This window comes from Candidatus Poriferisocius sp., assembly GCF_965208475.1.
Lineage (GTDB): Bacteria > Actinomycetota > Acidimicrobiia > Acidimicrobiales > Bin134 > Poriferisocius.
In genome coordinates, this window is sequence record NZ_OZ242338.1 from 1,640,250 (window position 1) to 1,652,393 (window position 12,144).

Annotated in this window: 16 protein-coding genes, 2 tRNA genes and 1 pseudogene; 10 read left to right on the plus strand and 9 right to left on the minus strand. The window is 64.7% G+C overall.

All coding sequences use genetic code 11. The features are described 5' to 3' along the window. Position 1: 1 nt before the first annotated feature. The 4 genes from ACOGXA_RS07680 to ACOGXA_RS07695 all read right to left on the minus strand — a co-directional run bounded on the left by ACOGXA_RS07680 (position 2) and on the right by ACOGXA_RS07695 (position 1,711). Positions 2-424, minus strand: a complete 423-nt coding sequence (locus tag ACOGXA_RS07680) for a type II toxin-antitoxin system VapC family toxin (RefSeq protein ID WP_419926680.1) — start codon at positions 422-424, stop codon at positions 2-4. 10 nt (positions 425-434) lie between these two features. After that, a complete protein-coding gene (locus ACOGXA_RS07685; protein WP_419926681.1) occupies positions 435-677 on the minus strand; it encodes a FitA-like ribbon-helix-helix domain-containing protein in 243 nt (80 codons plus the stop codon). A gap of 83 nt (positions 678-760) precedes the next feature. Beyond that, a complete protein-coding gene (locus ACOGXA_RS07690) occupies positions 761-1,633 on the minus strand; it encodes a DMT family transporter (protein ID WP_419926682.1) in 873 nt (290 codons plus the stop codon). 4 nt (positions 1,634-1,637) lie between these two features. After that, positions 1,638-1,711: transfer RNA gene (locus tag ACOGXA_RS07695), tRNA-Val, on the minus strand. A 100-nt stretch (positions 1,712-1,811) separates the two neighbouring features. Between ACOGXA_RS07695 and ACOGXA_RS07700 the strand changes: the two genes are divergently transcribed. Then, positions 1,812-2,123, plus strand: a complete 312-nt coding sequence (locus ACOGXA_RS07700) for a hypothetical protein (RefSeq protein WP_419926683.1) — start codon at positions 1,812-1,814, stop codon at positions 2,121-2,123. Between the two features lie 111 nt (positions 2,124-2,234). Here ACOGXA_RS07700 and ACOGXA_RS07705 read toward each other — a convergent pair whose 3' ends face one another. Together ACOGXA_RS07705 and ACOGXA_RS07710 are read right to left on the minus strand one after the other, a co-directional pair. Continuing rightward, the gene (locus tag ACOGXA_RS07705) at positions 2,235-3,461 is read right to left on the minus strand and encodes a cation:proton antiporter (RefSeq protein WP_419926684.1); all 1,227 of its coding nucleotides are present in this window, start codon (positions 3,459-3,461) and stop codon (positions 2,235-2,237) included. 3 nt (positions 3,462-3,464) lie between these two features. Then, on the minus strand, positions 3,465-3,953 hold the full coding sequence (locus ACOGXA_RS07710; protein ID WP_419926685.1) for a cation:proton antiporter regulatory subunit: 489 nt from the start codon (positions 3,951-3,953) through the stop codon (positions 3,465-3,467). 597 nt (positions 3,954-4,550) lie between these two features. Between ACOGXA_RS07710 and ACOGXA_RS07715 the strand changes: the two genes are divergently transcribed. From ACOGXA_RS07715 to ACOGXA_RS07730, 4 genes and pseudogenes are all read left to right on the plus strand, one after another. Next, a complete protein-coding gene (locus ACOGXA_RS07715; RefSeq protein ID WP_419926686.1) occupies positions 4,551-5,360 on the plus strand; it encodes a DUF6226 family protein in 810 nt (269 codons plus the stop codon). Positions 5,361-5,614: 254 nt separating this feature from the next. Continuing rightward, a pseudogene (locus ACOGXA_RS07720) lies at positions 5,615-5,773 on the plus strand (transposase); the annotation flags it as partial. A gap of 39 nt (positions 5,774-5,812) precedes the next feature. Continuing rightward, entirely contained in the window at positions 5,813-6,601 is a 789-nt protein-coding gene (locus ACOGXA_RS07725; RefSeq protein WP_419927065.1) for a hypothetical protein, read from the plus strand. Then, the gene (locus ACOGXA_RS07730; RefSeq protein WP_419926687.1) at positions 6,594-7,379 is read left to right on the plus strand and encodes a nucleotidyl transferase AbiEii/AbiGii toxin family protein; all 786 of its coding nucleotides are present in this window, start codon (positions 6,594-6,596) and stop codon (positions 7,377-7,379) included. Before ACOGXA_RS07725 ends, ACOGXA_RS07730 begins: the two co-directional genes overlap by 8 nt. Positions 7,380-7,477: 98 nt before the next feature. Here ACOGXA_RS07730 and ACOGXA_RS07735 read toward each other — a convergent pair whose 3' ends face one another. From ACOGXA_RS07735 to ACOGXA_RS07745, 3 genes are all read right to left on the minus strand, one after another. Beyond that, positions 7,478-8,059 (minus strand): AAA family ATPase, encoded by a 582-nt coding sequence (locus ACOGXA_RS07735; protein WP_419926688.1) that lies wholly within the window; start codon positions 8,057-8,059, stop codon positions 7,478-7,480. Between the two features lie 39 nt (positions 8,060-8,098). Beyond that, on the minus strand, positions 8,099-8,479 hold the full coding sequence (locus ACOGXA_RS07740) for a TA system antitoxin ParD family protein (RefSeq protein ID WP_419926689.1): 381 nt from the start codon (positions 8,477-8,479) through the stop codon (positions 8,099-8,101). A gap of 66 nt (positions 8,480-8,545) precedes the next feature. After that, positions 8,546-8,619, minus strand: a tRNA-Cys gene (locus tag ACOGXA_RS07745). 82 nt (positions 8,620-8,701) lie between these two features. Between ACOGXA_RS07745 and ACOGXA_RS07750 the strand changes: the two genes are divergently transcribed. From ACOGXA_RS07750 to ACOGXA_RS07770, 5 genes are all read left to right on the plus strand, one after another. Then, positions 8,702-9,388: an alpha/beta hydrolase gene (locus ACOGXA_RS07750; RefSeq protein ID WP_419926690.1), complete on the plus strand. Its 687-nt coding sequence runs from the start codon at positions 8,702-8,704 to the stop codon at positions 9,386-9,388. A gap of 106 nt (positions 9,389-9,494) precedes the next feature. Beyond that, a complete protein-coding gene (locus ACOGXA_RS07755; protein WP_419926691.1) occupies positions 9,495-9,752 on the plus strand; it encodes an antitoxin family protein in 258 nt (85 codons plus the stop codon). Beyond that, a complete protein-coding gene (locus ACOGXA_RS07760; protein WP_419926692.1) occupies positions 9,749-10,159 on the plus strand; it encodes a type II toxin-antitoxin system VapC family toxin in 411 nt (136 codons plus the stop codon). Before ACOGXA_RS07755 ends, ACOGXA_RS07760 begins: the two co-directional genes overlap by 4 nt. A gap of 42 nt (positions 10,160-10,201) precedes the next feature. Next, a complete protein-coding gene (locus ACOGXA_RS07765; RefSeq protein ID WP_419926693.1) occupies positions 10,202-11,152 on the plus strand; it encodes a DUF7065 domain-containing protein in 951 nt (316 codons plus the stop codon). Positions 11,153-11,162: 10 nt separating this feature from the next. Beyond that, entirely contained in the window at positions 11,163-12,140 is a 978-nt protein-coding gene (locus ACOGXA_RS07770) for an LLM class flavin-dependent oxidoreductase (RefSeq protein ID WP_419926694.1), read from the plus strand. Positions 12,141-12,144 lie beyond the last annotated feature (4 nt).

A 12,144-nucleotide genomic window follows, 5' to 3' on the forward strand; every position in this document is an offset into this window, starting at 1 on the left:
GTCAGCACCCCGCCCAGGGATCGATGATATCGACTGCCATGCCCTCGAATTGTCGGATGTTGCGCGTCGCCACGGCCATGCCGCGAGAACGGGCGACCGCGGCGATCTGGCCGTCGGATTGGGACACAGGACGTCCTGAGGCCCGACAGGAGGCAGCGATTCTTGCGTAGGCGCGTGCCGCGTCACTGTCGAACGGCAGCACACGACCGGCGAAGATCTCGCACAGCATCGCCTCAACCTCTGTTTCCAGCGCGTCTCGACGCTGCCCCGCAGGCATGATGGCGATGCCATAGAGCAACTCTGCCCCACTCACAGCGGAGAGGAACAATGTCGTTGCTGCACGGTCAGCCACCCACGCTTCAACTGCCGGATTCGGCAGCGGACGCATCAATTCAGAGACAACGTTGGTGTCGAGAACAATCACCGCGCCTACCTCATTCGAAACGAAGCGGCTCTGGCATGGCCTCTCTTGAGGGCAACTCCAACTCCACCCCACCGAGATGGGCGAAGCGCTCGCGAATTGCAGCAGCAAGATTCGTGGGGCCCACGCTCTGCTCAACGGCGTCGCGCAAGATTTGACGAGCCTCTTCTTCCATCGACCGACCATGACTGGCGGCCCGAATGCGAAGTCTGATCTTCACTTCGTCGTCAAGATTGCGAATGGTGATGCTCGCCATTTACGGCCCTCGATCGCTTTCCGTCAGCCTACCTTGGCAATATGATTGCAGTGCAATCACTTTTTCCGCTAGCCCCAGGCGATTCAAGCTTTGGCCCGAGTAGTGGCGACGGTGCCATAAAACACGCCAACCAGGACGACGGCAGCCCCGATGGCGGCGACGGGCCGGGGCAGTTCGTTGAAGAAAGCGGCGGCCCATATCGTGCCGGCCACCGTCTCAATGGGCGAGAACAAGGCCACGTCGGCCACCGGGGCGAAGCGGGGCGCGTTGGACAGCGCCAATCGGCCGAAGGGGTTGAACACCAGGCCCATGGCGGCGATCGACAGGTAGGCCCGTACGTCCAGCGAGAGCGGCGACGCCGAGTACACCAGGGCCGCCACGGTCATAACCCCGCCTATGGACAGTCCCACCAAGCGGCTCATGTCGGGATACCGGCGCCACATCGTCAGGCTCACCGAGAAACCCAGAATGGCCAAGACCCCCAGCAGGTCGCCCTTCAGGGTGGGCTCGCCCACCGAGCTCGACACAATCGCCCCTATTCCCGCCATGGTGATGGTGATGGCGATGGCCATCGCCCGGGAGATGCGCTCCCGCAGCCATATCCAGGCGCTCACCGCGGCCAAAAGCGGCACCGCGGCCACGATGGCCACCACGTTGGCCACCCGGGTCTGGGTGACGGCGATGACGAAGCAGAACTGGCTGCCACCGGTCAAAGCACCCATTACCAGCTGCTGCCAGGGGTGGCGGCGGAACGCCTCCAGCGGCCAGCAGCCGTCCACCCGATGGCTCAGCGCGGTGTAAAGGGGCACCGAGCAGCACGCCACCCAGAACGCCACGTCAATGCCGTCGGCCTCCGAGAGCCGGATCCACAGCGAATCGGTGGACACCGACAGCATGCCCACCCCGGCGAGCAACCAGCCCACCCGCCGTCGATCACTGGACTGGGCGACATCCATTCGGTGGGCCGTAAGGGACTCGAACCCCTGACCCCCTGCGCGTCATGCAGGTGCTCTAGCCAACTGAGCTAACGGCCCGGAATGAGTCAGGCTAGCAGGATCACCGCCGAGTACGCCGATGCATATGTGATAGGAACTAGTGCCACACAAGCAGTCGAATCACTTTTGAGGAGCGAAGATGTCAGGCGATACCACGATGGAGAAGTACACGGTCGGCTTTGTCGCTCTCAATCGCTTCAACGCGATCGGGCTCGCTGCCCTGGCCGGCATCAACGCCCTTGGCATCGCGGCGCTGGGCTTTTTGAATGCGATGGGCCTGGTGACTTTTGGCGCGGTCAACTCAATGGGCATCGTAACGGTGGGTGGCGTAAACGCCATCGGCTTGGTCACGCTGGGCGGGGTCAACTCGATCGGCATCGTGGCCATCGGCGGACTGAACGCCACCGGAATCGTCGCCATCGGCGGAGGCAACGTCACCAGCATGGTGTAGCCGCCGACAACAGCATCGGCGCCAAGTCTGTCAGTGCAACCACCTGCAAAACCCCGCCATTCCAATTGGCCACAAAGGTCGGAGAACGAATCTCAGCTCGGGGCAAGGCGGCTAGCGCGTTGGCGACCGTCGACGCCTGCGAGTCCTTAGCGCCAGGCGGGATGTCCCTGGCCGGAGACGAGCGCTCCTGGTCGGTGCGCGGAGGGTTATTGAGTCGGAGTACTGGTAGAGCACCGCGCCGACGAGGGTGAGGATGATGACGTAGGTGGCGGCAAGCGCTCCGAGGTCGCTCTCGCGAGTAATGCCGAGCTCTGCGATGACGATTGAGAACTCCCCGTGGGCGATGAGGACGGCTCCGGCACGGGCCCGGCCGGGTTTTCCGATGGCGGCTCGTCCTGCTCCGATCCAGCCGGTGGCGAACTTGGTAGCAATGGTGACGACGGCGATGACCACTGCCGCGACGGCAACGTCGGGAAGGAGGCGAATGTCGACTTGCAGGCCGAAGAACACGAAGAAGACCGCGGCGAAGAGATTGCGCAGCGGCAACAGCAGCCCGCGGGCATGCGAGACTATGTCGCCTGACAGCGCGACACCCACGACGAAGGCTCCCACCGCCGTTGACAGGTTGAGTCGTCCGGCAATGCCAGCAAAGAGAAGCGTGCCGCCGAGCAGGGTCAACAACAGCGCTTCGCTGGATTGGCTCAACGCGATGGCGCTCAGCCGGTCGCCGAACAGGTAGGCGGCACCGAGCACGGCAATTACCACGAGCAACGAGACGGTTACGGTGACGGTGGTGCTCAACAGCGACCCGCCGAATAGCACGCCCGACACGATGGGCAAATAAAGCACCATGGCGAGGTCTTCGATGACCAGCACGCTCAGGATCACCGATGTCTCGTGGTTGCCGATGCGGTCGAGGTCGGCCACGAGTTTCGCCACAATGCCCGACGACGAGATGTAGGTCACTCCGCCGAGCAGGACGGCAACGATTGGGTCGAATCCCAAGAGCAGGCCGGCTAGGAAACCGGGAGGGAAATTGAGGACTAGGTCGACGATCCCGGCGAGCGTCGACCGTCGCACATTGTCGATCAGCTCTTGGGCTGAGAACTCGAGTCCCAGCATCAGCAGCATCAAGATGACGCCGATCTCGGCGCCCACCTCGATGAACTCCGTCGACGCCGGCAACTCGACGAGGCCGCCGTCGCCGAGGGCCAGTCCCACCAGCAGGTACAGCGGAAGCGCAGGCAGGCCAATTCGTCGGGCCAAGCGGGCGACGAAGGCCAAGACCAGCACCACCGCCCCGAGCTCGATCACAAACAGATCGCCAGCCGTGTGCATGGGCTAGCCCGATTGAGTCAGCAGCTTGGTGGCGGCCTTCACCGCGGCCGGGACGCCGACCACAACCGCGGTGTCGCCGGGGTCGAGACGGTCGGTTCCCCCCGGGATGGGGATGGAGCCTGCGTCGGTGACGAGCGCGACGACGCCCGCACCGGTCTGTGCCCTAAGCCCGGCCTCGGCGAGGGTGAGCCCGGCGAGAGACGACTTCGAGTCGATCTTCACCCAAGAAATCACGAGATCCTCAAGCCGGTGCACGACGTCATCGAGATGCTCCAAGACCGGGTTGCCTCCCAGCAACTCACCGAGGGTGTGCCCCTCCTCCTCGGTAAGCTCCACGCTCTCGCAGGCGCGATCAACATCCCGTTCGTCATAGATCACCAGATCGCGCCGACCGGTCTGATGAACGACCACGCCGACGGCGCGGCCGGCGTTCGTGTCCAGGTCGAAGCGAACCCCCACACCGGGCAAATCAGTCTCGGTGGCCTTTCCCACTGGTCTCTCCTCCCGGTCGTCGTCAAGGCGGTAACACCAATCTTGACAGAACAGCGCAACCACAGGGGTCTGTGGTTCGCAGTACAGGACGCATCGGTCCACCCGGTGCTAACGCCTCATAGCCAGCGCCTGCCCAATGGATGGTGGCAAGAAGGGGGCCGTTCACATGAGCACTAGGCGGGTAGTCATAGTCGGTGCGGGTGACACTCAGCGGCCCCCTTAAAGTGATCTTGGGCGATGCCGAGCCCGCCAGCCAGGCGCTGATGCAGGCCTACATCGGAGAAACGGTGCTGAGCGGCGGCAAGTTGTACATGCCTGAACGAGGCATCGGCTCATTGAGCGAAGCGCTGGCCACTGCCTGCTCCGATGCGATTCGACCGTCGGCCACCGCGCCGCAACCCAACTCGCCAACCTTCTGGCATCTCGCACCACTTAGCCAAGCCGACTGCCCAACTTCTCGACACTATCTCCGCTCAAAAAGCCGCCCTCTCCATCGCCGAACCATACAGAAAGCCGACCACCGCGGCCGAAGCCCTCCACGAGGGCCAGGTTTGAAATCGCTGCGTGAGCTGATGCGAGTGGGGTCATGATGGTGCGGTGGGTTCTGTCGATGAGTTAGTGGCCGCGGTGGATGCTGCGTTTGTCGAGACGGGACGCGGGCTGTCCGGGTGGCGGGATCCTCACCCTGATCGCAGTCCCTTGGAAGAGGAGTATTCCCGGGTTACGAACCCGCAAAGGTGGAAGATATTGGCCGCCCGGGTCGAGGCCTGGTTCGAAGCGCTGGCCGCCGCGGGCCTCGCAGAGATAGAGGCAGAAGCGGAAGTGGCCTGGCAGGAGCCGCCGAAATTCCCCGCGGCCCGCACTATTAGGGCTGTGCCGCTGGCCCCGGGCGCAATCCCCCTAGTTGTGGCAATGACCGGCTTTGAAGAAGTTGAATGGCCAGCCGTCGCACTAGGTGCCGGCGACCCCGCCGCCGTTTTGGAAGTGGTGCCCGACTGCGCATGCGATGCATGCGACTCTGGATCCCAAGACGCCCTCGACGAACTCGACGAATACGTGATCTGCGTGGTGACCGGCACATACCGCAAACTCTGGCGAGGCAAACGCGAGATCACCGTCTACTCGGAGGACGAAATGGGCTGGTCGGGTTTCCATCGGCGCCGGATGAACCTCAGGAGATTCGTGGGACGCCGGTTTGGGGCCAGTCCGGCTGCGGCCACCGACGACTACTTCACCACCAACCGGCAATGCAGGCCCAGATGGCTCCACGCCCTTCGAAGCGCCATCGCCCAAAAGTCAGGCCGCCGCCGCAACAACCGAAACAAGGTCAAGAAGATCTTGGCGCGCCCAAGAGGATGGCACCAGCTCCACGGATCATCCTGGCTCAGTGGCAACGGCCAGCAATGACAACTCTCACAAAGCGGTCCCACCCAGAAAGCACAACCCGAAGAGTGCGACCGGTCCACTCAAACTGGAAAGCCATTGCCGCTACGGTAACCCACCTCCTGCGTGAAACACGGGGAGGCTAACCAGGCCCGTATTCCGAGAGGCGGAAGAGTCTAGATAGCTCTCTTTCCCCTAGGGTTTTGCAGCGGAAAGCGGATCGACTCACTCCCGACGTTTTGAACGATAATTCCCCATGCTTCTGGTAGAATTGGGGCATGGATACCGCTTGCGCCCCCTCCACCCAGCGGGCTCATTCCGAGGGATCCGCTTGGGATCGCCTCGTTGGGGTCAGGTGGCCGAGTGGCGTGGAGTGCCCGAGGTGCAAAGCCGGAGAGCCGGTGTTTCGGCCTGGGCGCTCGACGTGGAGGTGTCGTTCATGCCGGTACGACTTCACGGTCACAACGGGAACGGCCATGCACAGATCGAGAGTCGGTGTCTCCAAGTGGGTCAAAGCGGCCTGGCTTTCCGATATCCGCCCTGCGGTTCTGGCACGCGAACTCGATGTGTCCGCTCCTGCCGCCCAGCGCATGGCCGCTGCATTGGAGATGACAGGGCAGCCGCCCGGAGAGGGCCGCCTGAAGGCACTGGTGAATCAGCCCAGCGATCCCGAAGCGGCGCTTCGGAGCCGCCTGCCCTGCACGTTCGATCCAGATGCCAGCCCTGTCGCTGGCCTGAGCAGAGGCCAGCGGGCCGTAATGGGAGTCCTGAGGGGCAGGATCAGGGGCACAGCGCTCAGCCAGGTGGCCATCGAAGCCAGACTGTCCGAAGACCATGCGCGGCGATGTCTGAACGCCCTTGCCGAAAAGGGCTTTGCGCGGCGAGAAGACGCCAGCGTCCCTTGGGGCTATGGATCGCTGAAGACCGTCCTGTGGTCGCTCGACCTCACCGAAGAGTGCGTGACAGCGTTGGCGTACCTGCCACCGCGGCCCCGACGGGACGACGACACCTGCCCTGAGCGGGTGCCGCCCGAGTTCTGGAGCCTGTTTTGGAACGGGGCGAGCGCCAAGGACCTGAGGCTCCCCGACGACGCCTTCTTCGTGGCAACTTCCCTGCTGGACGGCCCCGACCCGGTGGCGCGCACTTGGGCGCTGAGATGCCTCCCCATCGACGACCTGCGTAGATGCCGGGACATGCGCGGCTACGACACGGGCGAGATCGCGGCCAGAATCGACAAGGCCATCGCCCAGCGCGCCGATGGCTGAGATCGACGCATGGAAGGACGTGCTCCCAGACCAAATGCGGGCAGTGTGGCCCATCCTGCAAAAGGCCACGCATCCGCTCGAAGGCTGTTTGACGGGCGGCACCGCCCTGACCATCCATCTGCGCCACCGCGTGTCCTTCGACCTCGACTATATGACCGCCGATGGCTTCTCCGGCGACCACCTTGCCAGGGAGTTCGAGAAGGCCGCGGACAGCATCGATATCTACACCAGCGGCCCCGACCAGATGCACGCCAGAGTCGACGGCGTGCAAGTGCAGGTGTTCAAGACACCGCACCGGGGGGCCAACCCCGGCTACGTCAAAACCCTCAAACAGCCCGTTGAGCTAGACGGACTGCCCGTCGCCTCCCTGCCAGACCTGCTCGCCTCGAAACTCGACGTGATCATGTACCGGCCGAAACTGCGCGACTACGTCGACCTGGTGGCCATAGACACAGCAGGCCCCTACACACTCGAAGACGGGCTGCGATTCCACATGCACCGCTACGGCATCACCCCCGCATCCACCGACGCCGCCCGCATCATCAGCCTTCTCGAAAGCCCTGGAGACCTCGACCACGATCCCCATTTCGGAGATCGCAAAGTCGAGGTTCTCCAGTACCTCGCAGATCGCGCACCCGCCCTGGAACAGCTCCTACACCAAATGCGAATAGAACACAGCGGCCCGACCACCCAAGACCCTCCCGACAGGATCAGCGCCGCCGGCCTCACCCCAGACTTCGACGAGTCCCTCGGAACCCTCTCGGATAAGAACCGCTAAGCACAGATAAACCCAAATCCTGGCTAACTGGCCAGCCGATGAAACGTAACTAGAGAACTGCCTTGGGTTTCAAGCGCTCTCTGCTCGCCGCTAGGCGGTCAGCGGCCGAGGGCGGCAAGTTCGGGCGGCACCCAGTCCGGCCAGGCGAGAACTCCGACCGGCACTCCCCTGTCGAGCTCCGCCACCAGTCTGAACGGGTTGCGGGCCGACGTGTTGTCGTAGAAGAAGGCTTCGTCGCACATACCCGCCGCTTCCGCCACGAGTCCCCACAGCCGCCGGCATCGGCCCCGGATCTTCTCCTCGGGGACGCTGTGCCCACCGGAGCGGACGCGGTTGCGGACCCGTGAGACAGCGAGGTCCTCCGGCACCATGACGGCGTGCATGCCCACGGTGTATCCGGCGTCCAAGGCGGCGCGGACGAAGTCGATCTTGGACGGGTGGGAGAGCACAGTCTCGGCAACGAACGACCGTCCGGCGGCGATCAGCTCAGAGCGCCGCTCTGCAGCCGCGGCGGCGGCCTCATAGCCATAAGACTCCTCTTCGCCGGGCCACCGCTCGGCGGCGATCACGTCGGCGTTCACGAACTCAAGGCAGGACTCGGCGGCGAACCGACCGGCGAACAGTGTTTTCCCGGCGCCGTTCGGCCCGGCCACCAAGATCAGCGTCCGGGCACCGCCCATCCGCTCAGCCCGCAGCAGCAGACGACCCGGCCACCAAGATCAGCGTCTAGATGCCAATGTCGGGTCGGCGGGATCGTGAACGACGACTTCGCCGCTCTCGTTCAGCTCGGCGTACGGGAGGCCTTTGGCGATGAACTCCGCCTCCAGATCGAGAGTCTCGCGCCACTGCTTCATCTGCTCGGCCCAAGAAGCCCGAACGATCGCCTGGGCGCGGGGATCGTCGAGGTCGTCGAAGCGGGCTTCGCCGTTTAGGACGGCGGCAATTTCGCGGTGGGGGATTTCGCGCGACCTCTCCATCTCACGTCCGATCCGCGCCCAATGGGAAACCTGCTGGGCGGCGCTGCGGTCCATGGCCGGGGCCACCGCCTTGGCAGAAGCGTAAATGCCGTCGTCGATGCGGATGGGATTGCTCAGAGCCATGCCAAAACCTCCTAGCCCCACCGTAGCAGACAGCTACAAGAATGCGCTGCCTACGAAGCCCTCTAGAGCGCCGGACGGGATTTGAACCCGTGAATCATGGCTTTGCAGGCCACTCCCTTAGTCCACTCGGGCACCGACGCAGGTGTGGCCGCCGGAGCGGCCAGCGCTGACAGTGTACGGGATCGGCCCGGTGGGGCCACACAGGGGTTTAGGGTTTCGGGCATGAGTGATGGCGACGTTCGCTCTCCTTTGGAGTTGCTCGACGTGATGGGGATCGTGGAAGCCGAAGCGGGGCCGGAGCTGCGGCACTTGGAGGTGTACTGCCCTGACGGGCTGTTGACGCTGTTGTGGCATGGGCCTCGAGATGCAACCGATGTGGTGGTCACCCTGGGCGGGGCCATCGGGGGGCTGCTGGGGCCGGCCCGGGCGCTTTATCTGCAATTGGGCCAGGGGCTGGCCGCAGACGGCATTGCGGTGATCCGGGTTCACTACCGGCGGCCGGGGATCATCGAGCGCTGCTTGTTGGACGCGGCCGCAGCAGCCGACTTGGCCGCTCGGGAGCAGGCCCGGCGGTTCATCTTCATGGGGCACTCCTTTGGAGGGGCGGTAGCAGTGCAGGCCGGGATCGCCCTGGGGGACCACACCGCGGGGGTGGTTGGGCTGGCCACCCAGTCGGCGGGGTGCGAGAACGCGGCGGCGCTGGGGGGCACTCCCCTGCTGTTGATGCACGGCGGGATGGACCAGATCCTGCCGGTATACGCCAGCGAGGCGGTGCGGGCGCTGGCGGGGGGCGGCGAGCTGATCGTCTACCCCGACGCCGACCACGGGCTGGCCTCGGTGGCCGATGAGATCGCCGCTACGCTCGCCGATTGGATACCGGCCCGATTCGCCGAGCACGCCAACCAATAGAGGAGCCACCGCATGGGAGCAGCTGAGGACGCCCTGATCCCGCGGCCTCGGCTCGATGAGACGGCTCGGTAGGCTAAGGAGCAGCCGCTCGCCAGGAGGACCAGCTATGACCACGACCGTCAAGGCCACCTACGCCAACGGCGTGCTCACACCTACGGAGCCCCTCGACATCGAGGAGGGCAGGGAGGTGACGGTCTCGATCGACGACGCACCTACAGCAGGTGGAGGATTGGCCGCAATTGCTCTGCGGGTCAAGGAACTCCACAAGTCCATGCCCCCCGACGCGAGGGACGGCCTCCCCGCCGACCTCGCCATGAACAAGAAGCACTACCTATACGGTCATCCCAAAGAGGAGGATGCATGAACGCCGTCTTCGCGGACGCGGGCTACTGGATCGCTCTCTGGAGGCCCCGGGACGCGCTGAATGAGCGGGCGGCAACCGTGGCAGGCAACCTGGGGGCCATCGCAGTAGTGACGACACAGTTGGTGCTGACAGAGACACTTAACGCCCTAGCCGCTGCGGACGAGTTTCGCCGCCGGTTTGCAGTGCAGATGGTTCGGGAAATGGAACAAGATCCAGACGTCGAGATCGTGCCGCAGACGGACGGACAGTTCCGAGCCGCCGTGGAACGCTACGCCGCCCGATCCGATAAGCGGTGGAGCCTCACAGACTGCGTGAGTTTCCTCGTCATGGAGGAGCGAAACATCACCGATGCCCTCGCCTACGACCGGGATTTCGAGCAAGCGGGATTCACTGCCCTGCTCCGATAACAAATACAGATCGCAAATCCATTGGAATAGAGGAGCCACCGCATGGGAGCAGCAGAGGATGCCCTGATCGGGCCGGAGGACGACAACTTCCACCCCCCTTCCGACGATCCGTGGGAGACAGAGACGTGCTGGTACGCCTTCTGCGTGCCTGAGCGCAACATGATGGGCTACCTGTACACCTGGATCCGCCCCAACCTGGGCATTGCCGGGGGCGGGGCCATGGCGTGGGACGACACCGCGCATCTGCCGTGGGAGGTTCCGTTCTTCGACTACAACCACAGCATCCCGCTGCCCGACGGGCTCGACCTCCGCGATGCCGTTTTGCCCACCGGGATGCGGGTGAAGGTGATTGAGCCGCTCACCAGCTACGAGCTGGGCTACCGCTATCGCCGGGGCGACATGTTCGAGGCCGAGCTGCGCTTCGACGCACTCACCCCGCCCCATGTGTTCACCCGGGGCGAGCCGCCGTTCACCATCGCCAGCCACATCGACCAGCCCGGACGGGTCACCGGGAGCTTCCGCCTGCACGGCGAAGAGATCGAAGTGGACTGCTGCGCCATGCGGGACCGGTCTTGGGGGCCCCGTAGCGACCTGCGGGGCTTTCGCATCGGCTACTCCTTTGCCACCGCGTCGGGCCAGAGCGCCTTTCTGTGCTACTCGCTGCCCCAAGAAGACAGCGATCCGATCAACGCGGGCTACTACCTACGCGACGGGGTGCGAGCAGACATCGTCAGTGGCCAGCGCCGGGTGGAGCGCGATTCCGAGCACGGCTACGCTACCGCCTTCGAGATAGAGGCCACCGACGAACTGGGCCGGGAGCTGCGGGCAACCGGCACCCCGGTGAGCCGCATCATCTTCAACCCCTACCCCAAGATGCTCACCTGGGTGAGCACCACCGCCTGGAACTTCGACGGCGGCATCGGCTGGGGCGAAGACCAGGACTGCTGGCGCCCCGACCAGTGGTCCCGCTACCGCCGCAGCCTCCGCCAGTAGTCTCTGCGCCATGTTCACCTGCCGATTCGAGCTGAGAGTTCCCCCGTTCGCCGATGTGACCCACGCCCAGTTGCACCGCGAGTACCTGGACATGGTGTCGTGGTGCGACGACAATGGAATCTCCACGGTCATCGTGTCGGAGCACCACGGCGCAGAGGACGGGTTCATGGCCTCCCCGCTGGTGTTGGCCAGCGCCGCGTTGGCCCGCACCGACAACATCATGGTGGCCATCTCGGCGCTGCTGCTGCCGTTCCACGACCCCATCCGCATCGCCGAGGACATCGCGGCCATCGACCTGATGGCGCCGGGACGCCTGTCGGTGACCATGGGGGTGGCCTACCGGGAGTTCGAGTTCGACATGTTCGGCAAAGACCGCACCCGCCGGGGACGCGACACCGAGGAGGCCATCAAGCTCATCTTGAAGTGCTGGTCGGGCGAGCCGTTCGAGCACGAGGGCCGCACCATCTGGGTCACCCCCAAGCCGGTCACCGAGCCCCATCCGGTGCTCATGGTAGGCGGTTCGGTGCGGGCCTCGGCCCTGCGGGCGGCCCGGCTGGGGCTGCCCTTCTCCCCATCCACCCCCGACCAGTCGCTGGCCGACCTCTACTACGAAGAAGCAGCCCGGCTGGGGTATGAGACCCCGTTCGCCATCGTGCCCGACGGCCCGTCGATGGTGATGGTCACCGAGGACCCCGAGCGCACCTGGGCGGCCATCGAGCGCCACGCCCTCTACGACGCTGGGCTGTACAACAGCTGGCAGTACGACGACCACCACAACCTCACCGCGGTGGATGCCCACGATGTGGCCGGCCTGGCGGCCAGCGGGCAGTGGGATGTGGTCACCCCCGAGCAGTGCGCGCAGTTGGTGCGGGACAAGGGCAGCGCCATGCTGCACCCGCTGGTGGGCGGCATCGACCCGGCCATCGGCTGGGAGAGCCTGGAACTGACCAAGAACAAGGTCATGCCCCTGCTGGCTGCCGATGGATAACGGC